Origin of the sequence: Bacillus cereus group sp. MYBK5-2, assembly GCF_051915685.1 — a bacterium.
In the GTDB taxonomy this organism is placed as follows: domain Bacteria; phylum Bacillota; class Bacilli; order Bacillales; family Bacillaceae_G; genus Bacillus_A; species Bacillus_A cereus.
On the sequence record NZ_JBQAFE010000002.1, the window covers coordinates 735,520 to 757,541 of the forward strand.

Below are 22,022 nucleotides of genomic sequence, written 5' to 3' on the forward strand. Positions count from 1 at the left end.
TATGTTGGCTTTATATTTTCAAATTAAATAACCTCATTGGATTTTGACAAGAAAATAATTAATATAGAGTTGAATTCTCATTCGTAAAGCATGTTTTAATCTTCTTAATGCTCTTTCATTTTTGTCTCGATTTTTGTTTTCAAATCAGTGGATACTCGATTGAAATACCCCAAAACGATCTTCCTAATATCATCGGATATAACTTTCAAATCACTAGCTAAGTTTTCAGCGAGATGTTCTTTTTCTATTGGCTGTAACTTCGTGTAAAATTCACCAGCCTGCGTAAAGTCATCCTGTTTCGTTATAGAAGTTCTTTCAAGTTTACCTTCAACGTACCTTCCTTCACCGGTTGTAATTTGATTAGCAGGTGTCCAATCTTGCTGCTGGTTAATCGTTAATTTGCGAAATTCGGGACCAATTCTTCTTCTTTGTGAATCACTGTAAATGTTAGCGCGCCCTTGCAGCATTTTATCATCTGATAACTCAGCGCCTTCTAGCAAATTAGAAGGAGAGAAGGCGACTTTTTCTACTTGTTCCATAAAATTTTCAGGATTTTTATTTAATACCATTTTCCCGACTGGTATGAGAGGATACGTCTGTTCATCCCATACTTTTGTGTCATCTAAAGGATCATAAGAAAGATGCGCTTCATCTTTCGGATCCATGAGCTGGACGTATAAACCATACTCCACTGGTTTACCATTTTCAATAGCATCATATAAATCTTTCCCGCTATAATCAGGATTTTCGGCAGCTAGTTTAATTGCTTCTTTACTAGTAATGTACTGTACACCTTCAAACGGGTACCAATGATACTTTACATACTTTCGATTACCTTCCGCATTTCTCCATACATATGTATTAACACTATGTCCTGGAATGTGGCGAAGACTTTTGGCCGTACCATTATTAGAGTATAAACGGACAACAAAATGAATAGATTCAGGTGCTTTAGCGACAAAACTCCAAAATCTATTAGGGTCTATTAAGTTATTTTTAGGTGAAGGCAATAATGCTTGAATCGTTTCAGGGAAACGCATTGGGTCACGAACAGAAAAAACAGGAATGTGATTACATAAAAGGTCAAAAATGCCTTCTTTTGTATAAAATTTTGTAGAAAAACCGCGTACATTTCTAGCAGTATCCGGTGTTCCTTTCGTACTAACAGCTAACGAAAATCGAACCATAACAGGAACTTTTTCATTAGAATTTTGTAAAAAACTTAATTTAGTATGTTCAGACATCGAATATATCGTTTGAAAATAACCGAACGCACCAAATCCTTTTACATGAACAGGTCTTTCTAAAATTTTTTCATGAATAAACTCTTGTAATGACTCATGGAGTACACTATCTTGCTCTAGTACGGGTCCACGTGAACCAACTGTTTGAGAGTGAAATTTAGCTGGTTCAGTAAGTTCTCGATGTTTATTAAAGTCTTCTTCTAATAATTCTTTCCTATGTTTATCATATTTTTCATTCATCGATATAGCCTCCAAATTTTTTCGTCGATTGTTACTAAATATGATTTTATAGTCTCGATTATGTATGACATACAAAGTTCAAAGCAGTAACATACCGCTAGATGAAAAAAACACATATGTAGTGGACCTGTTGAAATAGAAGAAATTATGGAAAAATGAATATCGGGAAGAGAAAGCACACGTTTTAATAAAAAATGTGGAAGAAAACCACTATTAAAGTTTCAATCTTAAAACTTAATTTATAAACGATTATATAGAGAATGAACGTTAGAAAAGGAAAAATAACTAGGAGGAATTTAACATGTCGGATTGGTTTCAATTAGATAAAGAATATATGATGTCTACATATTGTCGGACAGAGGTTGCAATGGAAAGAGGAGAAGGATGTAAACTATATGATGTAGATGGTAAAGAGTATGTAGATTTATTTTCTGGCGTAGGAGTAAATGTACTAGGATACAATCATCCTAAAATTGTACAAACGACAATGGAGCAAGTTACAAAATCGTTGCATCTGCCGTTTCATTTTTTAAACCCAGTTGCGATTGAGTATGCAAAGAAATTAGTGGATTGCTCATTAAAAAACGGAAAGGTCTTTTTTACAAACTCTGGTACGGAAGCGACAGAAACAACTTTGAAATTAATTGATAAATATAGAGCTAATACGAATGAAGAACGTGAAGGAATTGTAGTGCTGAAGAATAGTTTCCATGGGCGTACGTTAGGGGCACTTCATTTTACGAGACAAGAAAGTGTATATCAAAATTTCCCTAAAACATCGATTCCTGTATATGAAGTAGAGCGCGAAAATATAGACCAATTAGAGGAGACTATTATTAAAGAAAAACCAATCGCGATTATGCTAGAGCCTGTTTTAGGAAGCGGGGGGATTTATCCTTTATCGCGTGAATATTTACATGACGTTCAAAACTTATGTGAGAAATACAATCTACTACTTATCGTTGATGAAGTTCAAAGTGGTATGGGGAGAACCGGGAAACTGTTTGCGTATCAAAATTTTAATATTACACCGGACATTATTCAAATTGGTAAAGGAGCAGGAGGCGGGATACCGCTAGGAGGAATTATTGTAGGTGAAAAGTTATGTGATGTATTTTCACCAGGAGATCACGGGACAACGTTTGCTCATTCATCAATGGGAACAGCTTTAGGTTTAACGGTATTAAATACATTACTTGATGATGGGTTAATGCAAGAAGCTTATGAAACGTCACTATATTTGAATGACAAACTGCAAGACATTCAGAAAGAAAATTCTTATTATATACAGGAAGTGCGTCATGCTGGCATGATGTTTGGAATTAGTCTGAATGATACGAATGAAAATGTGAAGAAATTACAGGTTGAGCTAATGAATAAAGGAATGTTAGTCGATGTAACACAAGGGAATATTATTCGATTACTTCCGCCGTATATTATTACGAAAGAGGAAATTGACGCATTTATGAATCAGTTTATTATTTGTTTAGATAAAGTTGCTGCTGTAGTAAGTGCTTAAAAATTAAAGCTATATTTTATAAAAAGTGCACTCTAATTGTTAGAAGTAGTTTTACAATTGGGGTGCACTTTTTATAGTAGAATTTTATTTATTGATATTTGGTTGGTGAGGAAAAGAGAAAGTAAATGTGTAAAGATAGTAGATAAAACGAGTGGTACTAACAACTAATGATAGAACGTTTTGAAAATAATAGCATACGAATATATAAATAATAAGAATGAGGTGATATATTGGAAAATAATGATATTCAATTTACTTCTTTACAAATGCGAACTGATAGATTTGGGTGGGCTGGTATTCAATATACAAATAAAAAGCAAGCGATCTTATATACTCGAAACGGAGGAGTAGAATGGGATGTTGTTAACCCTCTAAATTCAATTGTGATATTTGGATATCCAATAAATGCTCGAAGCTCTTGGGCATATGGTTTAACAAAAAAGAATGATGATTTATTACCCGCTATATTTTATACAGTTAATAGAGGGGAAAGATGGAGTGAGTTTATATTACCAATTGAAGAAGAGTGGGAGAAATCGACGGATGTTCAAGTACAATTGCATGCTACGAATATGGATAGTATATGGATTGTATTGTCTAGAAAGCTTGCATCAAATAAATTTGAACATAATTTATACTATTTGAAAACGAAAGGGAAAGTTTGGAAAGTAATAAAAAATATAAGTATTAGTGATAGTATTTCAGGGATAACATTTATAAACGAGTTAGTTGGATTTATTTCATTACACAAACAATATGAAACATCAGCGGTATTTAAAACAATAGATGGTGGGGCAAGTTGGCAGCCTATAAAAGATATTCCAAGTCTTGAAGGAAGTAATAATGAGACTGCTATGGCTTATAAAGCAATCTATAAAAATAACTTGTTAGTAATACCAACTAAAATGAATAATGATGTATTTTTAATGAATTACTCATTTGATAAGGGGAATTCGTGGCATATTTCAAATAAAACAATAAATACTAGTAAAGCGGCTGTTTCTTTTTTTAGTTCCTATTATGGCTGGGTTATAAATAGTGAACATGGAAGTGTATATCAAATAATAAAAAAAGGAGCAAAATGGATAAAGGTATCAAGTAATCCATTGCTGAAAAATGTATTTTGTTTACATTTTTTTAATCGGCGTAAAGGTTGGGCTTGTAATAAAAAAGAAATATTTACTACAACGGATAGAGGTATAACATGGAAAAAGGTTGTATATAAAATTAATGATATTTATAAATTAGTGTAAAAGAGTCCTAAAGAAATTAGGACTTTTTTTATTTTTAAATGGTGAGAGTTGTAACAGACAACGATAAGAGGAGGGATACAAGTGTAGAGATTATATTTTCAAAAATAGACGTTTGTTTTCACACAGTATAATTCACTTTTGAATATGTTAATAAAGTAGCAAATTCATAGGAAATGGTAATACTTAATATTTTATGTCACATGATGTGTAAAGGGGGCGTGTAATGAAATCGTTAACGGTTATTATTTTGTACAGTGAAAGAGAGCAAATATTAGAAGAGTCAATTCAATCTATATGGAAGCTAAATCCTCTTGAAATTATAATTTTCGTTCCTAACGATAGAAGTAATTTGTATGAAATAGCAAAGAAACATAAATGCCATATTGTTTTGATGGATAAATATAGTACGTATTATGATGGGTATGAAGCTTCTGTAAAGGCAGCAAAAGGAGAAGTTTTATTATTTTTAGATGGCAATTTTTCGTTATCCACAAATGAAATGCAGAGATTTATTGAGCCAATTGTTACAAATCAAGCCGATGTAGTTTTAAATAAAATAGATAAATTGATAGAAATAGGTAAATGTCCAAATATGGATATTGTATGGAGAAAAATGTTAAATGAAATTTTAAGTCGACCAGATTTAAAAAGCAATTCAATACTTTCGTTACCATATGCGCTTACGAAGGAAGTAGTGGAAAATATCGGCTTTAATTATATGGAAGATATCGTTCTATCTCATATGAAGATTGTGAATCAAGGGTGGCGGATTAACGATCAATATGCAATCAATACGTTATCTAAAGATGAGACTATAGAGGAAGGAGGATATTTAATAAAAAAAGAGTTATCCAAAAATGAAAAAGAGAAAGTAGAAAGATATTTACGCGGTATAGCTAAATGGATAGAGAAAAAAGGAAGAAGAGTAGGGTTTACTGATGCAGGAAAAAGAAGAGATATTGTTCAAAAACTAGGTGAATGTAAGCGATACCCTTCCTATCATCAAGGGTGGGGAATGCATTCTTCAATTTATGATGGGAAGCAACTTTCTGTCATTATACCGGTACAAAATGAAGAAGAGACTATAGAACAAGTAATACTTGAGGCGAGAAAAATAGAACCACTAGAAATCATCGTCGTTGTAAATGGTTCGACAGATCAAACGGCTAATATTGCTAAAAGACTTGGTGTTACTATTATTGAATATAACGAACGACTTGGTCATAATGTTGGACGTGCTATTGGAGCGCTTGAAGCTACAGGAGATATTCTTTTATTTATTGATGGTGATTTTAGTGTTTCAGGAAGTAATTTGCATCATTTTACAAAAGCAGTTTCAGCTGGTGTAGACATAGCATTAAATGATTTGAATCCGATGTTACACCCTCCGTTTTATGTTGTAGACGTCGTAAAATATATGCTTAATTTAGCATATAATCGTCCAGAATTAAGCAATGGCTCATTAGTAGCAATTCCACATGCTATGAGTAGATCATGTTTAGATGCAATAGGCTGGGAAAGCTTACTATGCCCTAGTCTTGCACAAGTAAAAGCAATATTACAAGGGTATAGAGTAGAATGTGTACATTACGTTGATGTTGTAAAACCGAATAGAATTCGTTTAATGGAGAATGTAAGTCACAATGGGCATCCTCCGGCAGTATTAAGAATAATTGGTGATCACGTTGAAGCTCTCTCTTACTTAATAGAACATCTTGAAATAGATGGAAAGGGTGATTAAACTGTTAGACCAGTACAAAAAAATTAACATTTCATATGAACAATTATGGCAAATGGATTTTCAAATTACAGAACCATTTATACTCAAGGTTGATTGGGATAAAGTAACGTATGAATTTTTAATTCGTATTAAGCCCGATGCTTCTAACACTATTGTTTTTGGATCCGGAGCAGGTGGGTTTCAAGAACAGCCAATTGGTCCACCTATTTTTCATCGACATTCTTGGATGGATGAATTTGAAGATACTGTTATATATTATAATGACCCTACGTTATATCTTGGAAAATTATCTTTAGGCTGGGGACAGGGAGAGTTAAATAGATTTTATTTACAAGATATAGCAAATATTTTAGAAATAGTATTTGCAAAGTTAAAAGTTGATTCGAAAAATGTGTTGTTTTATGGCAGTTCCGGGGGAGGATTTATGTCTTTAATTTTAGCTGGATTCGTTAAGGGCTCCACAGCTTTCATTAATAATCCTCAAACAAATTTATTAAAATGGATACCTGTACCAATAAATCTAGTTTTCGATTTGTCTTATCCAAATTTATCAAGAGAAGAAGTTGAGGAGAAATTTGGCGAAAGAATTAATGTTGTGAAATTTTTTAATCACATTAAATATGTACCGAATATTTATTTTTTGCAAAATTTCGCATGTGAATTTGATGTGCAAAATCATTTACTACCGTTCATTTCTGAATTAGAACAACTGGATAAAGATACGGAAATAAATCAAATTGTAATAGACTTATATTTTGATAAAAAAGCAGGGCATGCAGCTGTAAGTAAGAGTGAAACAATTGAATATATAAAAAAGGTAAAACCTAATCAGACTGTAAAAGAAGAACAAAAAGAAGTGGACCTATCCGTTGTTATAGTTTTAGGAGAAGAAAAATCAAAATTGAATCAAATTTTAAATAAAGTGCAGCATATAAAACCACTAGAAATTATTATTGTAGCTGATGATAGAATGAGTGCAATACAATCTATACCAACATTTGTTGAAAGTAACGTTGTTGTGATTGAGGAGAAAAGTAAATGGAAAGCACCAGTTCATGGGGCAAAAGTCGCCAATGGTGATGTAGTCTTATTTTTAAATGGAGAAGATGTTATTTTTTCGGTAGAATTAGAACGATTTATAGAACCGCTACTAAAAAAGGAACAGGATGTAATTTTAAATAATATAGACTCGGTTTGTTTTGAAAAGATGAGAGTAGAATGGCCAAGCATTGCTATGGTGTATAGAAAAATAGTAAACGATGTATTGGGGCGTATGGATTTAAAATATGATTCGATGTTATCTATGCCATATGCTATTACTAAAAAAGCAATTGAAGACATTGGATATGATATCTTGCAGAACCCTATTCTGTCCCAAGTAACTCTTATTGAGAAAGGGTGGCGACTACAATCCTCGTCAGCCATCACTAACACCTCCTTGAATAATATGCCTGCAAACAAAACCTCTTTCTATAAAAATGGATTAACTAAATTAGAAGTATATGAGATTAAAGAAAATATAAAAGCTTTGGAGAGTTGGTTACAACGAAAAGATGATAGAGGTAATTATACAGATGGAGGAAGAAAAAGAGAAATTATAGAGCAGTTAAAAAAACAAAAGAATTATTCACGTTTCCATAAAGGATGGGGAATGAATTCCTCTATTTATAATGGAAAACAGTTATCAATTATTATACCAGCACAAAATGAAGAATCAACGATTAAAGAAGTTATTCTTGAGGCAAGAAAAATTGAACCAAAAGAAATAATTGTTGTCATTAATGGGTCAACAGATCAAACAGAAGCAATTGCTAAGCAATCAGGGGCAACAGTAATTGTTTATGAAGAAAGATTAGGGCATGATGTAGGACGGGCAATTGGTGCACAAGAAGCGACAGGAGATATACTTCTCTTTATTGATGCTGATTTTGCTATTCCAGCAAAAGATCTTCATCCGTTAACGCAAGCTGTTGCGGATGGTGTTGATATGGTTTTAAATGATTTAAATTTAAATCTTAGATTTCCTCTATACATTGTAAATTTATATAAATATATGTTGAATATTGCCTGTAACCGTAAAGATTTAGGGGTAGGATCTACAATTGCTGTTCCCCATGCTATTAGTAGAAAATGTTTAGAGGGAATTGGCTGGGACACTCTTCACACAGCGTGTATTGCACAAGTAAAGGCAATATTAGAAGGGTATAAAGTCGAATGTGTCCATTTTGTAGATGTAATGAAACCAAATCGTATTCGGCCACAAGAGCATTTTGCGACGATAGGACATCCACCAGCTGTACTGAGAATTACTGGGGATCATTTAGAAGGACTTTCATATTTATTGAAGAATAAGGATTTTAAAGATTTATTTTAAAAGGTAAATTTGTCTATTGAATGAGTAACTTAAACATTTCATTTATGCAACTTGACGATATTTAGTATTGCAATGAAACTAAAATCAAAAATTTTTATTATTTTTAGCTCAGGTACAAGTGAAGAGCATGTTTCACTGACTGATAGTAAATGAACAAGTAACTAAAAGGTAAAGGCTTCTTTATATATATGAAGAAGCTTTTATCTTTTTTATTTTAAGTATGGAAGGTAAAGAGTAAATAAAGTTGTAACGGTATTTTTATTTTTGGATAAATTGATATTAGATATAAGAAAGAAGGGAATATCTTGTCTTGCATCAATAAAAGTTGTTTTCATATTTCTTTAGAAACTAAAGTCAATCCAAATGGTGGGGCAGAAATATTCGTAAGGTGCAATGATGAATGTTTATCTAATTTTAATGTAATACCGTTTATTGCATGTGTTTCTATTTCAGTAAAGGATGATTTGAGTTTTTTAGTTGATTTAGATAGTTTAATAAAACGTTAAGTTTCTATGCAGTTAATAATAAAATAACATCTAATTTATAAGACTTAGTAAGAGAGTCGTGTCCAAATTTAATTAACTGCATATATTGTTAAAAGAAAGGAGGGAGAGTTATGGCATGTACTACGAATAATGTTTGTTTAGATGTGTGTCTTAAAATTACAATTACCCCTGGTAGTGGAATTGATGCAGTAGTCGATTGTGGAGGCACATGTGGGACAAGTCCTACTATTATAATTAGTCCTAGTGGATCAATTGTTATTACTTTACCATTAGTTGCATGTTTCTCAATTGCACTAAAAGACGATTTAAGTGTTGACTCCTCATTAACAAGCCTCTATTTTCAAACTTCTTAAGAAAGATACAGAAATGAAAAGCCTGCCTGCTACTTTTCTTTTGATCTAATGTAAAAATAAAAAAGATGGTTACAACCATCTTTTTTATTTTGCTATATATTTAAAATAAATTCATATATTATTTGGTGGTAAGAATATACAATTAAAAGCATTCAGTGTTTCTTTTTTGTTCGATGAGGTAAGAAATTGCTTCTATATGATCACCAATGATTTGTTGCGTTGCTAATGAAAGGTAGCCTTCCTGCGAGAAGTGTTTTTCTGGTCGAACTCGATTTATCTTGTCAACGTCGATAGAATGAACATTTTGTACATGCAATCCTGCTAAAATTGTTTTAACTTGACTTAAGGTTGGTGAAAGAAGAGAATCAAACCCAATTGTATCAATGCATTTTCGACTAAAAGCATGAGGGACAGCAGTTGTGGAGCCCATACCTAAATCTTTTCGATTACATGCTAAATTAACAACATGCTTACATGCAGTTACGATAGTATAAGGAACACGATACATGTAGTAGTGCTCTAATTTATTTAAAGCTAAATCGGTTCCATTTTGAACAGATTGTACAAATGGTAATAAATCAGAACTAGGAATTAAGAAATCACCATCAATAAATAATAATATATCACCTTTTGCAAAATATGCACCAACGGCACGTCCGGTATCAATGCCGAGTGCTTCTTTGTAAGTAATAACTGTTGCACCGCAATTCTTCGCCAATTCCTCTGTTTTATCTGTTGATCCATTAACAATAATGATGATTTCTAAAGGTTTTAATTTCTGCACCTCAAAAATGATAGATTCTATCGTTTTTTCTTCATTTTGAACAGGGATAATGATGGATAATTGTTTATTTCCATAAGTATTTGAATAAAACTCTTTACCTGTAATTATTTTGGATATAGCTCTTTGTTCACCGTTTTGAAGTTCTAAAATAATATCCCGCCTTCGATTATTATCAGTATAGTTTCCTCTCGAATCTTGTAATATATTTACCCAATTTTCAATTGCTTCTAGGTGATAACGAATGAGTTGTTTTGAGGGGAAGGAGGGAATTTGCGGTATAGAAATTTTGAAATGATTGCTAATGCGAAATTTATTTTTAATAATTTTCATTTGTGCTAATATCGGATTTAATAAACTTTCTGGAGTAATTGCATCAAGAATCTCTTTTGTTATTGCATAGGGAGGAAATAATAGTGAGTTAACATGTAAATCTGGACGATGAAAAAAATGATTCGTAACTTGCTGCCAAATCATTTCTATAGTTGGCTTTTGCTTTTGATAAAAAAAGTCATCTAAATTGTTTAATACTATGTCAGCTGATTCGTCTAGTAATGGTTGAAGAAATTGTGTAAGTAAGGAAGGTTGGATAATGTAATTTGCATCTAAAAATAAGAGGTACTTACCCTTTGCTTTTTTGGCACCAATTACATAACAATTAGTTAATTCTGTCGGTTCTTCTAGTGTGATAATTTTACAATTGTAAGATTGTGCAATATCAATGGAATCATCGATACATCCGTTAATAGTAAGGATAATTTCTAAAGGCTGTAGTTGTTCACAGGCTTTCAAAATTTCAGGTAAAACTTTTATGGTATGCTGTATACGAATAATAATAGAAATCGGATTTTTACACATAAGTAGTCTCCTTTTTAATCAGAGGTAGTTATTAATAAGATTAGATAAAATAGGAGATATATATTTTATTATATACGTAACGACTATTTAGTTTTCTCAGATTTAGAATTCTCATTACCTGAATTAGTACCTTTATTTATTCCAGAAGCGAGTAAATTATTGAGAACGCTCAGGTCTAATTGCATAGGGATTGAGTTTTCGGATGTAGTTTTCTCATTTTCTTTTTTGGTAGTTAATATAGTCTTTATATTTTTTATTTCTTTATATTGTTTTAAGGTAATGAAAAATCCAGAAATAATGAAGAGAAAAGAAACAGTAGCAAGTAAAAGTATTATTTCCAACATAAAACACCCTCCTTTAAATCTATAATAATACTATATTTGAATGTAATAAGACAAAATTCGAGCTAATGAGTTCACTTTTTAAATATATGCAAATCTTTAGTAAAAGTTACTAATTTCTAGGTTAAAGGAAGCAATTATAGAAACGTATAGATATAAATAAATTAAAATTTCATTTGTAGTGTAAAGGTATGTGTTATATAAGCTGAACGTCATTCTATAACAAGTTAAACAGGGTTTAATTTTATATAAAAAGAGCATTTAATTGGACAAATAATTAATTATGTGAAATAATAATAACAGATAAGGAGACGTTGCTTTTCCTTAAGTGCTTCGAATTAATTTTATTCAATAAGAGAAGGTGTGCTTAAAGAAGTTAAATTAAATAAGGAGCTGTTTTATTATATGCAACAAAATAATGATTTAAATTTTGAACCTCAAGACGTTAATATTGTTAATCCTAAACAAGCCAGGAAAGCAGTAATTGCTACTGGTATAGGGAACGCAATGGAGTGGTTTGACTTCGGATTATACGCGTATTTAGCGGTAATTTTAAGTCAATTATTCTTCTCTGGTGTTGATAATAGTGGATTGCAACTTGTACTTACATTCGGTACATTTGCAGCAGCCTTTCTCGTTCGACCAATCGGAGGTGTATTCTTTGGTAGAATAGGAGATAAGTACGGCCGAAAAATCGTGTTAAGTACTACTATTATTTTAATGGCACTTTCTACATTATTCATCGCATTACTACCAACCTATGAACAAATTGGTGTATGGGCACCAATACTACTTTTAGTTGCCCGAATGATTCAAGGCTTCTCTACAGGCGGCGAATATTCAGGAGCAATGGTTTATATCGCAGAATCTTCTCCAGATAAAAAGCGTGGTATACTCGGTAGTGGTCTTGAAATTGGAACACTCTCAGGTTACATTGCTGCATCGGTAATTGTTACCATTTTGACGTTATTGTTAACAGATGAGCAAATGCTCAGCTGGGGATGGCGTATTCCGTTCTTAATAGCTGCACCAATTGGTTTGGTCGGTTTATACTTACGCCGTCATCTAGATGAATCTCCAATCTTTGAAGAGATGGAAAAAGCACAAGAGGAATCTGAAGACAATGAACAATTTTCATTCATGGATATTATTAAATATCACAAAAAAGACTTCTTATTAAGCACAGTAATTGTCGCCTTCTTTAATATTACAAATTATATGATTCTTTCGTATATTCCTTCTTATCTAACTCAAGTACTTAAAGTCGAAGAAACAACAGGCTTATTAATTATTTCTATTACGATGGCACTTATGATTCCACTAGCACTATATTTCGGTAAATTAAGTGATAAAATTGGTAATAAACGCGTTGTGCAAATTGGTTTACTTGGTTTAACTGTATTTGCAATTCCAGCATTTTTACTAATAGGTAACGGACATATTGCAGCTATATTTGCAGGTATTTTCGTACTAGGTTTCTTCTTAAGTGTATATGAAGGAACATTACCTTCATTATTACCATCACTCTTTTTCACTGATGTACGTTATCGAGCACTTTCGATCTCATTTAATATTTCTGTATCGATATTCGGTGGAACAACACCGCTTGTATGTTCATACTTAGTTCATGCAACTGGTAACCCGCTCGCACCGGCATTTTATTTAGCAGGTGTAAGTATTATTGGATTAGTTGTATTTAGTGTACTATTCGTTACAACTTCAGGGCGTGCGCTAAAAGGTTCATATCCTACAGTAGAAACGAAAAAAGAAGCACACCAAATCGCTAAAGAAGACCCTGAAGAAACACTTTGGTGGCATGAAGAGTCATTAGAAATTGAAGCAGGGAAGAATGCTTCCATTTAAAAAGCAACGTAGAAGTACAAAAAGACTCCTATGAATATAGGAGTCTTTTTGTTACGTTATTTCTTTCGTTTCTTCAAACTTTTTTGATATGCATAAAGCTTATGAATCTCTTCCTTAAATTCATGTAGAAGTACAGTGTTTGCACCATTTGAATAACGCACCGTATTATAAGCATCTATAATAATATCACTTTGAATATTTACATCTTCTTCATCGTTTATTCTTTCTAGCCAAGCCTCAACAGTTTCTCCCCGTTTTCTATTTAAAGGAGGGGTTAACTTACTCTCTAGCTTAAAAATTTCCTTCCGAATTTCGTTATGTGGCGGTTTATTTCGTTTAAAACGATTTTGGATCATTCCTTCTTTATCAGTAATGATAGTAGATTCGAAGACGTGCATATTTGGTAAACTTAAATGTTTTCGTTTTTTTACTATTTTCCAAACGACGTAAATAGCGATAGCTGTACAGACTATTATTGTAGTGCTATTTATGAGTATTGGATCAAAATCAGGAATTTTTTTTCCGTCTTCAATTTTGGGTTTTAAGAGGTGTCCTTTATTTGCCCAAACATCTTTAGTATCTTTTAATTCCGCTGCTTTAATTAATGGCATTAAAGCATAGCCGACGCCTAATGCGACTACTTCCGTTATAAAACCAAAAATAAGTCGAATGAAAGGAAATACTTGAACAATTAATATACTCATTAAGCCAATCGTAATGATAGAAGAAAAACGTAATAGTTGTTGTTTGCGATTGGCCCCGGTTAACCAAAATGTAATCATAAGATGCAAGGCTAACATTAATAGTTTCCACAACGGTGGAAAGGGTGCATAAAATATAGCTGAAACGACAAACCATACAATACCACCTAAAGATTTTTGAACTGGATATCCAGGTCCGACCACATGTACGATAAAGAAAAATAGTGGTAATATGATTGTGCCAAATAGAGAAAAAGGTAAAAATAAAGAGAAAAGAACGATTTGAAGAACTAAAAGTATTACAAATCCTGTTGTTTTTTTCTGCATAAATTTATGAATAAGAAATACTCCAATATAGCCTGTTGTTAAAAATATTGCAATACTAATTAGTTCATCTCTTTCTGTTAATAATGAAAGCAGAAGGAGCAGAATGAAATCATGAATGTGATATAGCCAAGTTTTCAACTGGTTCCACCATCCCTTCACTAGTAATGAGAAACGTTGGCTGCGAGAGAAGAGGGAGTTCATTTCTTTGTAAACCAATGTATATCATTGTAGACGATCGTTCTCTTTTTCTCTTTACATAATGAAGGAATCCTTGTTTCGGAAGTAACGTACTATCATCTGAAATACGGGCTAATTCTTCTAAAGCTTTTGCATATTGTGTTTGTCCTTCATTTAACGGTACATGTAATGCACCGTCTTCTGCTAATACACTAATAAACAATTCAAACGGAATGTGGTGCTTCGTTGCATACTGGAAAATGTATGTTGCATATGAAATAAGTTCTTCTACATTATCTTTCCAACCAAATCCACGATCGGCAGCTAAAGAAAGACAAATCGTCCAACTATAATTTTTTACAGGTTCATATTGCTTCGCTTGTAATTGTTGCATTTTAGCAGATGCCTTCCAATGAATAGAGCGGAAAGACTCACGCTCATATCGCTTTACACCGATAATAGATGTTTCATCATTGTAAAAAGAAAAATTCGTTCGATAAGATCCATTCAAAAGTTGCTGAAGTTCTTGCAAACCTGCTACTTCTTTAGGAGAAGGATACACAATAATCTCAGTCCTTAATTTATCAAAAACAGGTAAATGTACAGTTAATAGATGAAATGGATCTTTTAATACACATTCAAATTGTTCAATTTGAAACACACCACGCTTCGTGGCGGTTAATGTTAAACCCCATTTTTGTGCCGAATGTGCAGGTTGTGAAAATGGGAAAGAGAATAACGTTTTTGATATTTGTTCAATGCCTTGCTCTTTATGCGGTATAAGGGACGAATTTAAATGAAAGTAACAAACACCATTAACGATCGGTATGCTGGCTCCATTTTTTAAATGAATAAAAAACTGTCCAGATTCCTCAGGAAAAATCCGTGTAGTTTGTTTCTCATTTATGATTTGAAACTTATTCTCTATGAAAGCGACATATTTATAAATAAAAATCGCAAATAAATAATAGAAGAAAAAGAGAAACATAAGCATTCGTTGCGGGAAAAAGAATGTGAAAAGTAATGCGATTGGAACGGTTAGTTGAATAATATGGAGTTGAAAAAATAAAGGCACAGTTACAACACGCTGTCCATTCATGCTTGTTCAATCTCCACAGGTACGTCAACTTCTTTTAAAATACTTTGCATAATATCATTCTTTGTCGTACGCAGGGCACCTTCCATTGATAAGACGATACGGTGATTCCAAACAGAAGGAACTAACAATTGTATATCTTCTGGTGTGCAATATTCTCTCCCGCGTAAAAAGGCTAAAGCTTGAACAGCACGTACTAAAGCTAATGTGGCACGTGGGCTTACACCGTTAGCGATATAATCATGATTTCTTGTAGCATGAGCAAGTTTAATAATGTAATGTTCTAACGGTTCCGAAACAAATATTTCTTTTACTCGTTTTTGAGCTTCTAAAATATCTTCTAATGAGATGACAGATGTGACACTTTCTAATGGTAAATCGTTCCGAAAACGTCGCATCATTTGTAACTCATCTTTAGGAGTTGGATGACCGATTGAAATCGTCATTAAAAAGCGATCAAGCTGTGCATCTGGAAGAGGGAAAGTCCCTTGTGATTCAATTGGGTTTTGCGTCGCAATAACAAAGAACGGTTTCGGAAGAGGAGTTGACTGCTTCTCCAGCGTCACTTGTCGTTCTTCCATCGCTTCTAACAAACTCGACTGCGTTCTCGGCATTGCACGGTTAATTTCATCTGCTAGCAAAATGTTTGTCATAACTGGTCCAATTCTTAATTCGAATTCGCTTGTTTTTGGGTTGAAGTATTCAATACCTGTTACATCACTTGGAAGTACATCAGGGGTAAATTGAACGCGAGAAAAACTAACACCAATACTTTTTGAAATGGTTTTCGCCAGTAACGTTTTCCCAGTACCAGGCACGTCTTCGAGTAGTACATGTCCATCAGCAAGAAGTGAAACGAGCAGTAGATCAATAACATTTTCTTTACCAACAAACACAGATCCGATGTTTTCTTTCAATTTATTTATCATATGTACCATTCCTTTCATTATAAAAGAGCTAATATTTCTATATTTTAACAAATTATTCAGAAAATTGGTATGATTTTTTAATTCAAAGAAATGGATATTTAATTATTAAATTACTCTTGCATATTTTGGAATATAATTATACAATATCGATATACGATGTATCGTAAGTCGATATATCATAAGGCGATGTATCGGAGGTAGTTATAATGAATGCGAAGGCGCAAAAATATATTCCGTTAACTGAGGCGACATATTACATACTGTTATCACTAGTGAAACCAATGCACGGATATGGAATTATGCAAATGGTAGAAGAGATGACAAATGGGGAAGTAAAGCTCGGTCCTGGTACTTTATACGGGAATACAACGAAATTACTTAAAGAAAAATTAATTGTTGAAGTTGCCTCTACAGATAGAAAGAAGTGCTATGAGTTAACGCCGTTTGGGAGAGAAGTGTTAGAGCTAGAATATAACAGATTGCAGAGATCTGTAAGGAATGGAAATAGTATATTAGGGGAGTGAATGGGAAATGGAGACAAAGAAGGTATTCAAACCTTTTGCGATATGGAGCTTGGAAAAAGAAGAAGCTTTTTTAAGAAAAATGCATCAAAAGGGATGGGCTTTACAAAAGTATAATGTAATGTATACGTTTAAGAAAACTGAACCAAAAGATGTAGTATATAAAGCGGATTTTAGACTGGATTATAAAGATTCAAAAGAAAAACAAAAAGAATATATTGAAATATATGAAATGTGTGGATGGAAACATGTAACGAGTTTTGCGAAGTGGAATTATTTTTGTAAAGAAGTAGACGAGGAAAATGAGTTACCTGATATTTATTCAGACAAAGAAACGAAGATACAAAAATTTGTTGAATTGATACAGTTCGTTGCAATTATGTTTGTAATGTTAATTCCAGTGTTTTACTTATGTTTTCTTGGAGTATCAGAATCAGGATTATATAAAGGTATGGTTGGGTTTTTAGTTTGTATATATTTATATGCGTTTATTAATTTATTTAGGAAGATTAAAAAGTTAAAAAATGAAATATTGTAACAAAGATTGGGTTTATTAAAGAAGATGGTTGTATATTGAATGGAAATCATCTTCTTTAATTTCTATATATCCTTGTTTTGTTGGGTATTTTTTATATAATAAAATATTGCATATTTAAGGCATAGAACTAACAGTTACAAAGATGTACCAGTAACAATACCTAAAAAAATCATAAATGAAGAAGTAATTAATAATAACGAACTTGAATATCACTTTATTAGATTTTTGTTTTTTATAAAGGAAATAAAGTAAAAGACCACAAATAGTAGAAAGTATCCATATAGCTAAACCGTAAGAAGTCGAGATTTTCTCCCAATCGAAGATCCAAAAGTAAAAGATGACTATATGACAAGTTAATAGTAGAAATATTGATGGAAGCGTTATTTTTTTATTATTTGTTTTACCTCGCTTATGTAAACATTTCCAAAAGAGTGCGAAGTTTAACATATAATAAGGAAGAAATACATTTTTAATTAACGTATTAAACGAAAAAATCCCTTATAGAAAAATCTATTTCTACAAGGGATAATCATGTTTTTATTAGAAAGACTGATTTTGCGCAGGTTTAATAAATTGTTCAGGGTTTTCAACAAGTCCGCATACAGCACATTGGACACGGTATGTAGGTCCTTGATAAGCCATATGAAAAGCATTCATCGTTTCATTTGTGTATTCTTCTTCTACTTGACCAGTTTGTGGATTTAACTTGACTGGTTTTACTTGTTGCTCAAGAATATTAAAGCGGGTACGGTTCGTTTTACAACTTGGACATAGCATTGGTTCCATATGTATACACCTCCATTTGTATCATTTCTTAAAATCTTTAATTTTATGCAAGCAAAAAACTTTCTCAATATAAATAGGTGTTTAATGTATTTAAAATTCAGAAAAAATAAAATATAATAAAAGTACGAACTGGTTATGTCCAAACCAAATCTCCTGTTTTATGCCAATAAGCTGGGGGGCCGAGAAATCGGCCTCATTTTTTTTGCTCATTACTACAAGGAACAAGGTTTTATGAGACTTTTGTCGAAATTTTAGGGATAGATACAAAGGGGGATGTAAAATGAATTTGAAAATGAAGTACATCATTTTATATGTAGAAAAGTTTGAGGAATGTTTAAAGTTCTATAAAGATATTTTACAGTTACCTATAAAAGCAGAGCACGGCACATATATTGAATTTAATACTGGAACTACCATTTTAGCGATGAATACGCGGCAAGATGTGAAAGAATTAACAGGACTACCGCTTACAGAAGGTGAATTACAGTCTTCTCATTTCGAGTTAGGATTCGTTGTTGAGAATGTACAAGAAACGATTGAGCAATTTAGAGAGCAAGGTATTAAAATTTTAGTGGAGCCAATTATAAAACCGTGGGGACAAACAATTGCCTACATTGCTGATCCAGATGGAAATTATATTGAAATTTGCAGTTCATTAGAATAGAGGGAGAAAGAGAAATGGGATTTCCGAAACTAGAAACAGAACGTTTATTCTTAAGAGAACTTACACTATTAGATGCAGAAACGATATTCCAATATTTTTCGAAAGAATCAGTTATACGTTATTTCGGAATGGATTCTTTCCAAAATATTGAGCAAGCGAAAACAATGATTCAAACGTTCAAAAATCGTTATGAAGAGGGCAGTGTATTTCGCTGGGGAATCGAGAAAAAAGGGACGGGCCAATTAATCGGAACGTGCGGATTTCATTTAATTAATAATCATCATAAACGAGCTGAAATTGGTTATGAATTAGATGATGCATATTGGGGACAAGGATATGCATTGGAAGCATTACAAGCAATTTTAGCTTACGGATTTGAAATACTGCAACTAATAAGAATCGCAGCGGTTGTATATGTAGAAAATAAAGCTTCTCAAAAATTATTAATAAAAGCAGGATTTCAAGAAGAAGGATTACTTCGAAAACATATGATTCAAAATGGAGTTGCTCATGATACCATTTTATATTCTTTATTAAAAGAAGAGTGGAAGAAGTAATGAGTACAAACGAACTTATAACGATTATGAAGAAGCATAGGGAAAATAGATTCATTTTAGGTATAGATGGTTTAAGTCGATCTGGAAAAACAACATTCGTAGCCAATTTAAAAGAAAATATGAAACAAGAAGGCATTCCGTTTCGTATTTTCCATATTGATGATCATATAGTGGAGCGTAATAAACGATATCATACTGGATATGAAGAATGGTATGAGTATTATTATTTACAATGGGACATTGAATGGCTAAGGCGGAAATTTTTTCAAAAGCTACAACATGAAACAAAATTGAAATTACCTTTCTTTCATGAAGAAACAGATATATGTGAAATGGAAAAAGTACAGATTCCTATTGTAGGGGTAATTGTTATTGAAGGAGTTTTTCTGCAGCGAAAAGAATGGAGAGATTTCTTTCATTATATGGTCTATTTGGACTGTCCAAGAGAGACAAGGTTTCTACGTGAGAGTGAGGAGACACAGAAAAACCTTTCAAAATTTGAAAATAGGTATTGGAAAGCAGAGGATTATTACTTAGAAACGGAATTGCCGAGGGATAAGGCGGATTTAGTCATTGAATGATTTGAAAATAGAAGGTGAATAGAATGAATATTTTATGGGATTTTGATGGGACGTTATTTGATACGTATCCTGCATATACAATGATGCTTTCTGAAATATTAGGTGATTCAGTAGAAAAACAAGAAATATACAAAAACTTAAAAATATCATACTCTCATGCAATTCAGTATTATAATATTTCATGTGAGCAGGAAGAAAAGATTAAAGTTTTGAAGGGGAAATTCACGCCAAAAGATATGAAACCTTTTGCAGGTGTCGAAGAGGTTTTGAAATTTGCAGATAAAAATGTGATTATGACCCATAAACATAGGGCTGGGGTTATGGACATTTTAAAATATTACGGCTGGGAAAAGTACTTTGTAGATATGGTTACAATTGACGATGGCTTTCCCCGAAAGCCCAACTCTTTAGCTTATAATCATTTACATAAAAAACATAATATTGATTTAGCTATTGGAGATAGAGAGTTAGATTTAATACCCGCAAAAGAATTAGGTATTTCAACATGTATGTTTCAAGGTAATTGTGATGTAGCGGATTATTCTTTATTACAATACTCGGAGTTTTTTAAGGTAGTGATTGATAGAGAGTTTTCTTTATAAAAAAAGTTATTAATAAAGACTGTATCTTTCATTTTAAAGGTACAGTCTTTATTTTTTAGAACTCTTTCATTTTATTCCGCATTAACGGGTAGCCCGATTGGTTCAACTAATAATCAGTGGAGGGTGAACAAAACCTCCACTGATTAAAGTTTCACTTTATTTTCTGTATATAATAATTACTAGAGGTTAAAGAATGATCGTCCATCTTTATTAAGGAAGTAGCCAGGTTAATTGTTAGATAGAAATAAACCGAAAGATAAAGTGATAGCGTCTACTTTATCTTTTTTATATTTTAACCAAATTATGGTTATTCATGTTAATATGAATTCATAGCTATATAGAAGGGGTGGGGTTAGTATGAAAACTGAAATAGTTCCTAAAAAGAAGTACAGTATAATAAGCTATGTATCTTTACTCATCGGCATTTTGTGTTTTCTATTCGTTTTTATAACGCCAACAAGGATAGCCAATGCAGGTAATATAGTTGGAGATTATATTACAATTGCCCTGACAGGTGTAGGTATCATACTTTCAATAATCACAATGACGAAAAGAACAGAGAAGAAGGGAATTGCTATTCTTTCATTAATACTGTCCTCATCATTTTTTATATTTTGGATCATAGCAATTATCCTATTGTTTACTGGTCAAATTAGTTTTGCACCGTAATGTGTAATAAAAAGAGTCCTTCTCGTATGAAGGACTCTTTTTACTCGGTATCTTCAGGTTGATATTCTAAAATATCCCCCGGTTGGCATTCTAATGCTTTACATATTGCTTCTAAAGTTGAAAAACGGACTGCTTTTGCTTTTCCATTTTTCAAGATAGAAAGGTTAGCCATTGTAATTCCAACCTTCTCCGAAAGTTCTGTTACACTCATTTTTCTTTTTGCTAACATTACATCAATATTAATAATAATTGCCATATTATTCACCTCAGACCGTTAAATCATTTTCTGATTTTATATCTATAGCATCTTTTAATAGTCTTTGGAGAACGGCAGCAAAGACCGCGATTACCATTGAAGCAAAAATCATAATCATTCCGATAATAATAATGCCAGGGGCATCATCTCTCTCTGCCACGAGATAGAAAAGTGGCATACCTAATACATATAATACACTAATTGCCAATGCGCTGTACTTAATATTTTTTAAAGCTTGAACAGATAACTCTGAGAATGCGTTGTTTTTATCAATATAGTTTAAAAGCTTAAATGTTTGATACAGTGCGAAGTAATAAGGTATTGCTGTTGCGTATAAATTGATAAATACAAGATATTTAATATATGAAATATCTGGATATAATTCTGCGGCGAAATTTCCTATTTTAGGGACTAAAAAAATGCACATAGCAAGAACGGGGATTCCGATCAGAATCACAACGGTCTTTAAAAAGAGTGTGGATCCTTGTTTCATAAAAAGCACCTCATTTATTTAATATCTTATTAATTTAACACGGAATTTATTG

General features: G+C 32.4%; 23 protein-coding genes and 1 pseudogene. 14 read left to right on the forward strand and 10 right to left on the reverse strand.

Annotated elements, in window-relative coordinates:
- Positions 1-104 precede the first annotated feature (104 nt).
- The gene (locus ACTFP3_RS11965; RefSeq protein WP_440010575.1) at positions 105-1,484 is read right to left on the reverse strand and encodes a catalase; all 1,380 of its coding nucleotides are present in this window, start codon (positions 1,482-1,484) and stop codon (positions 105-107) included.
- 301 nt (positions 1,485-1,785) lie between these two features.
- Here ACTFP3_RS11965 and ACTFP3_RS11970 point away from each other — a divergent pair, with 301 nt between their 5' ends.
- The 6 genes from ACTFP3_RS11970 to ACTFP3_RS11995 all read left to right on the forward strand — a co-directional run bounded on the left by ACTFP3_RS11970 (position 1,786) and on the right by ACTFP3_RS11995 (position 9,230).
- Complete coding sequence (locus tag ACTFP3_RS11970) at positions 1,786-3,003, forward strand: aspartate aminotransferase family protein (RefSeq protein WP_440010578.1); 1,218 nt, start codon at positions 1,786-1,788, stop codon at positions 3,001-3,003.
- A gap of 230 nt (positions 3,004-3,233) precedes the next feature.
- A complete protein-coding gene (locus tag ACTFP3_RS11975) occupies positions 3,234-4,256 on the forward strand; it encodes a hypothetical protein (protein WP_440010581.1) in 1,023 nt (340 codons plus the stop codon).
- A gap of 223 nt (positions 4,257-4,479) precedes the next feature.
- Complete coding sequence (locus tag ACTFP3_RS11980) at positions 4,480-5,997, forward strand: glycosyltransferase (RefSeq protein ID WP_440010583.1); 1,518 nt, start codon at positions 4,480-4,482, stop codon at positions 5,995-5,997.
- 52 nt (positions 5,998-6,049) lie between these two features.
- A complete protein-coding gene (locus ACTFP3_RS11985; protein ID WP_142343385.1) occupies positions 6,050-8,371 on the forward strand; it encodes a glycosyltransferase in 2,322 nt (773 codons plus the stop codon).
- Positions 8,372-8,676: 305 nt separating this feature from the next.
- On the forward strand, positions 8,677-8,877 hold the full coding sequence (locus ACTFP3_RS11990; RefSeq protein WP_001277646.1) for a hypothetical protein: 201 nt from the start codon (positions 8,677-8,679) through the stop codon (positions 8,875-8,877).
- A 110-nt stretch (positions 8,878-8,987) separates the two neighbouring features.
- Positions 8,988-9,230, forward strand: coding sequence for a hypothetical protein (locus ACTFP3_RS11995; RefSeq protein WP_086388274.1), 243 nt, complete (start codon positions 8,988-8,990; stop codon positions 9,228-9,230).
- A 142-nt stretch (positions 9,231-9,372) separates the two neighbouring features.
- Here ACTFP3_RS11995 and ACTFP3_RS12000 read toward each other — a convergent pair whose 3' ends face one another.
- Both ACTFP3_RS12000 and ACTFP3_RS12005 read right to left on the reverse strand, forming a co-directional pair.
- The gene (locus tag ACTFP3_RS12000; RefSeq protein ID WP_326036654.1) at positions 9,373-10,869 is read right to left on the reverse strand and encodes a glycosyltransferase; all 1,497 of its coding nucleotides are present in this window, start codon (positions 10,867-10,869) and stop codon (positions 9,373-9,375) included.
- Positions 10,870-10,952: 83 nt separating this feature from the next.
- A complete protein-coding gene (locus tag ACTFP3_RS12005; protein ID WP_000889742.1) occupies positions 10,953-11,213 on the reverse strand; it encodes a hypothetical protein in 261 nt (86 codons plus the stop codon).
- A gap of 402 nt (positions 11,214-11,615) precedes the next feature.
- Between ACTFP3_RS12005 and ACTFP3_RS12010 the strand changes: the two genes are divergently transcribed.
- On the forward strand, positions 11,616-13,073 hold the full coding sequence (locus ACTFP3_RS12010; protein ID WP_001186926.1) for an MFS transporter: 1,458 nt from the start codon (positions 11,616-11,618) through the stop codon (positions 13,071-13,073).
- A 56-nt stretch (positions 13,074-13,129) separates the two neighbouring features.
- On the opposite strand, the gene ACTFP3_RS12015 is transcribed toward ACTFP3_RS12010, so the two are convergent.
- Genes ACTFP3_RS12015 through ACTFP3_RS12025 form a run of 3 tightly spaced genes read right to left on the reverse strand, consistent with a single transcriptional unit; the run spans position 13,130 to position 16,303 of the window.
- A complete protein-coding gene (locus ACTFP3_RS12015; RefSeq protein WP_326036653.1) occupies positions 13,130-14,239 on the reverse strand; it encodes a DUF4018 domain-containing protein in 1,110 nt (369 codons plus the stop codon).
- Positions 14,211-15,377, reverse strand: coding sequence for a DUF58 domain-containing protein (locus ACTFP3_RS12020; RefSeq protein ID WP_098771479.1), 1,167 nt, complete (start codon positions 15,375-15,377; stop codon positions 14,211-14,213). The genes ACTFP3_RS12015 and ACTFP3_RS12020 overlap by 29 nt, the downstream gene beginning before the upstream one ends.
- On the reverse strand, positions 15,374-16,303 hold the full coding sequence (locus ACTFP3_RS12025; protein WP_326036652.1) for a MoxR family ATPase: 930 nt from the start codon (positions 16,301-16,303) through the stop codon (positions 15,374-15,376). Before ACTFP3_RS12025 ends, ACTFP3_RS12020 begins: the two co-directional genes overlap by 4 nt.
- A 206-nt stretch (positions 16,304-16,509) precedes the next feature.
- Between ACTFP3_RS12025 and ACTFP3_RS12030 the strand changes: the two genes are divergently transcribed.
- Both ACTFP3_RS12030 and ACTFP3_RS12035 read left to right on the forward strand, forming a co-directional pair.
- Positions 16,510-16,827: a PadR family transcriptional regulator gene (locus ACTFP3_RS12030; protein ID WP_000991891.1), complete on the forward strand. Its 318-nt coding sequence runs from the start codon at positions 16,510-16,512 to the stop codon at positions 16,825-16,827.
- 7 nt (positions 16,828-16,834) lie between these two features.
- Complete coding sequence (locus ACTFP3_RS12035; protein ID WP_033692666.1) at positions 16,835-17,362, forward strand: DUF2812 domain-containing protein; 528 nt, start codon at positions 16,835-16,837, stop codon at positions 17,360-17,362.
- Between the two features lie 114 nt (positions 17,363-17,476).
- On the opposite strand, the pseudogene ACTFP3_RS12040 reads toward ACTFP3_RS12035, so the two are convergent.
- Together ACTFP3_RS12040 and ACTFP3_RS12045 are read right to left on the reverse strand one after the other, a co-directional pair.
- A pseudogene (locus tag ACTFP3_RS12040) lies at positions 17,477-17,809 on the reverse strand (hypothetical protein).
- Positions 17,810-17,902: 93 nt separating this feature from the next.
- On the reverse strand, positions 17,903-18,148 hold the full coding sequence (locus tag ACTFP3_RS12045) for a hypothetical protein (RefSeq protein ID WP_000433609.1): 246 nt from the start codon (positions 18,146-18,148) through the stop codon (positions 17,903-17,905).
- Positions 18,149-18,428: 280 nt separating this feature from the next.
- Between ACTFP3_RS12045 and ACTFP3_RS12050 the strand changes: the two genes are divergently transcribed.
- From ACTFP3_RS12050 to ACTFP3_RS12070, 5 genes are all read left to right on the forward strand, one after another.
- Entirely contained in the window at positions 18,429-18,812 is a 384-nt protein-coding gene (locus ACTFP3_RS12050; protein WP_242284587.1) for a VOC family protein, read from the forward strand.
- A 14-nt stretch (positions 18,813-18,826) separates the two neighbouring features.
- Complete coding sequence (locus tag ACTFP3_RS12055; RefSeq protein WP_242284585.1) at positions 18,827-19,369, forward strand: GNAT family N-acetyltransferase; 543 nt, start codon at positions 18,827-18,829, stop codon at positions 19,367-19,369.
- Positions 19,369-19,950, forward strand: coding sequence for a kinase (locus ACTFP3_RS12060; protein WP_149215657.1), 582 nt, complete (start codon positions 19,369-19,371; stop codon positions 19,948-19,950). The genes ACTFP3_RS12055 and ACTFP3_RS12060 overlap by 1 nt, the downstream gene beginning before the upstream one ends.
- 23 nt (positions 19,951-19,973) lie before the next feature.
- On the forward strand, positions 19,974-20,552 hold the full coding sequence (locus ACTFP3_RS12065) for an HAD-IA family hydrolase (protein ID WP_075677220.1): 579 nt from the start codon (positions 19,974-19,976) through the stop codon (positions 20,550-20,552).
- A gap of 357 nt (positions 20,553-20,909) precedes the next feature.
- Entirely contained in the window at positions 20,910-21,221 is a 312-nt protein-coding gene (locus ACTFP3_RS12070) for a hypothetical protein (RefSeq protein WP_000845558.1), read from the forward strand.
- A 40-nt stretch (positions 21,222-21,261) separates the two neighbouring features.
- On the opposite strand, the gene ACTFP3_RS12075 is transcribed toward ACTFP3_RS12070, so the two are convergent.
- Together ACTFP3_RS12075 and ACTFP3_RS12080 are read right to left on the reverse strand one after the other, a co-directional pair.
- Positions 21,262-21,477: a helix-turn-helix domain-containing protein gene (locus tag ACTFP3_RS12075; protein ID WP_000974619.1), complete on the reverse strand. Its 216-nt coding sequence runs from the start codon at positions 21,475-21,477 to the stop codon at positions 21,262-21,264.
- 10 nt (positions 21,478-21,487) lie between these two features.
- Positions 21,488-21,970, reverse strand: a complete 483-nt coding sequence (locus ACTFP3_RS12080; RefSeq protein ID WP_000809125.1) for a DUF2975 domain-containing protein — start codon at positions 21,968-21,970, stop codon at positions 21,488-21,490.
- Positions 21,971-22,022: the final 52 nt, after the last annotated feature.

What these genes read in the sequence shown, in the direction of transcription:
- ACTFP3_RS11965 (WP_440010575.1), bottom strand. Translation starts at nt 1,484, where the DNA reads ATGAATGAAAAATATGATAAACATAGGAAAGAATTATTAGAAGAAGAC.
- ACTFP3_RS11970 (WP_440010578.1), top strand. Translation starts at nt 1,786, where the DNA reads ATGTCGGATTGGTTTCAATTAGATAAAGAATATATGATGTCTACATAT.
- ACTFP3_RS11980 (WP_440010583.1), top strand. Translation starts at nt 4,480, where the DNA reads ATGAAATCGTTAACGGTTATTATTTTGTACAGTGAAAGAGAGCAAATA.
- ACTFP3_RS11985 (WP_142343385.1), top strand. Translation starts at nt 6,050, where the DNA reads ATGGATTTTCAAATTACAGAACCATTTATACTCAAGGTTGATTGGGAT.
- ACTFP3_RS11995 (WP_086388274.1), top strand. Translation starts at nt 8,988, where the DNA reads ATGGCATGTACTACGAATAATGTTTGTTTAGATGTGTGTCTTAAAATT.
- ACTFP3_RS12000 (WP_326036654.1), bottom strand. Translation starts at nt 10,869, where the DNA reads ATGTGTAAAAATCCGATTTCTATTATTATTCGTATACAGCATACCATA.
- ACTFP3_RS12005 (WP_000889742.1), bottom strand. Translation starts at nt 11,213, where the DNA reads ATGTTGGAAATAATACTTTTACTTGCTACTGTTTCTTTTCTCTTCATT.
- ACTFP3_RS12010 (WP_001186926.1), top strand. Translation starts at nt 11,616, where the DNA reads ATGCAACAAAATAATGATTTAAATTTTGAACCTCAAGACGTTAATATT.
- ACTFP3_RS12020 (WP_098771479.1), bottom strand. Translation starts at nt 15,377, where the DNA reads ATGAATGGACAGCGTGTTGTAACTGTGCCTTTATTTTTTCAACTCCAT.
- ACTFP3_RS12025 (WP_326036652.1), bottom strand. Translation starts at nt 16,303, where the DNA reads ATGATAAATAAATTGAAAGAAAACATCGGATCTGTGTTTGTTGGTAAA.
- ACTFP3_RS12030 (WP_000991891.1), top strand. Translation starts at nt 16,510, where the DNA reads ATGAATGCGAAGGCGCAAAAATATATTCCGTTAACTGAGGCGACATAT.
- ACTFP3_RS12035 (WP_033692666.1), top strand. Translation starts at nt 16,835, where the DNA reads ATGGAGACAAAGAAGGTATTCAAACCTTTTGCGATATGGAGCTTGGAA.
- ACTFP3_RS12045 (WP_000433609.1), bottom strand. Translation starts at nt 18,148, where the DNA reads ATGGAACCAATGCTATGTCCAAGTTGTAAAACGAACCGTACCCGCTTT.
- ACTFP3_RS12050 (WP_242284587.1), top strand. Translation starts at nt 18,429, where the DNA reads ATGAATTTGAAAATGAAGTACATCATTTTATATGTAGAAAAGTTTGAG.
- ACTFP3_RS12055 (WP_242284585.1), top strand. Translation starts at nt 18,827, where the DNA reads ATGGGATTTCCGAAACTAGAAACAGAACGTTTATTCTTAAGAGAACTT.
- ACTFP3_RS12060 (WP_149215657.1), top strand. Translation starts at nt 19,369, where the DNA reads ATGAGTACAAACGAACTTATAACGATTATGAAGAAGCATAGGGAAAAT.
- ACTFP3_RS12065 (WP_075677220.1), top strand. Translation starts at nt 19,974, where the DNA reads ATGAATATTTTATGGGATTTTGATGGGACGTTATTTGATACGTATCCT.
- ACTFP3_RS12070 (WP_000845558.1), top strand. Translation starts at nt 20,910, where the DNA reads ATGAAAACTGAAATAGTTCCTAAAAAGAAGTACAGTATAATAAGCTAT.
- ACTFP3_RS12075 (WP_000974619.1), bottom strand. Translation starts at nt 21,477, where the DNA reads ATGGCAATTATTATTAATATTGATGTAATGTTAGCAAAAAGAAAAATG.
- ACTFP3_RS12080 (WP_000809125.1), bottom strand. Translation starts at nt 21,970, where the DNA reads ATGAAACAAGGATCCACACTCTTTTTAAAGACCGTTGTGATTCTGATC.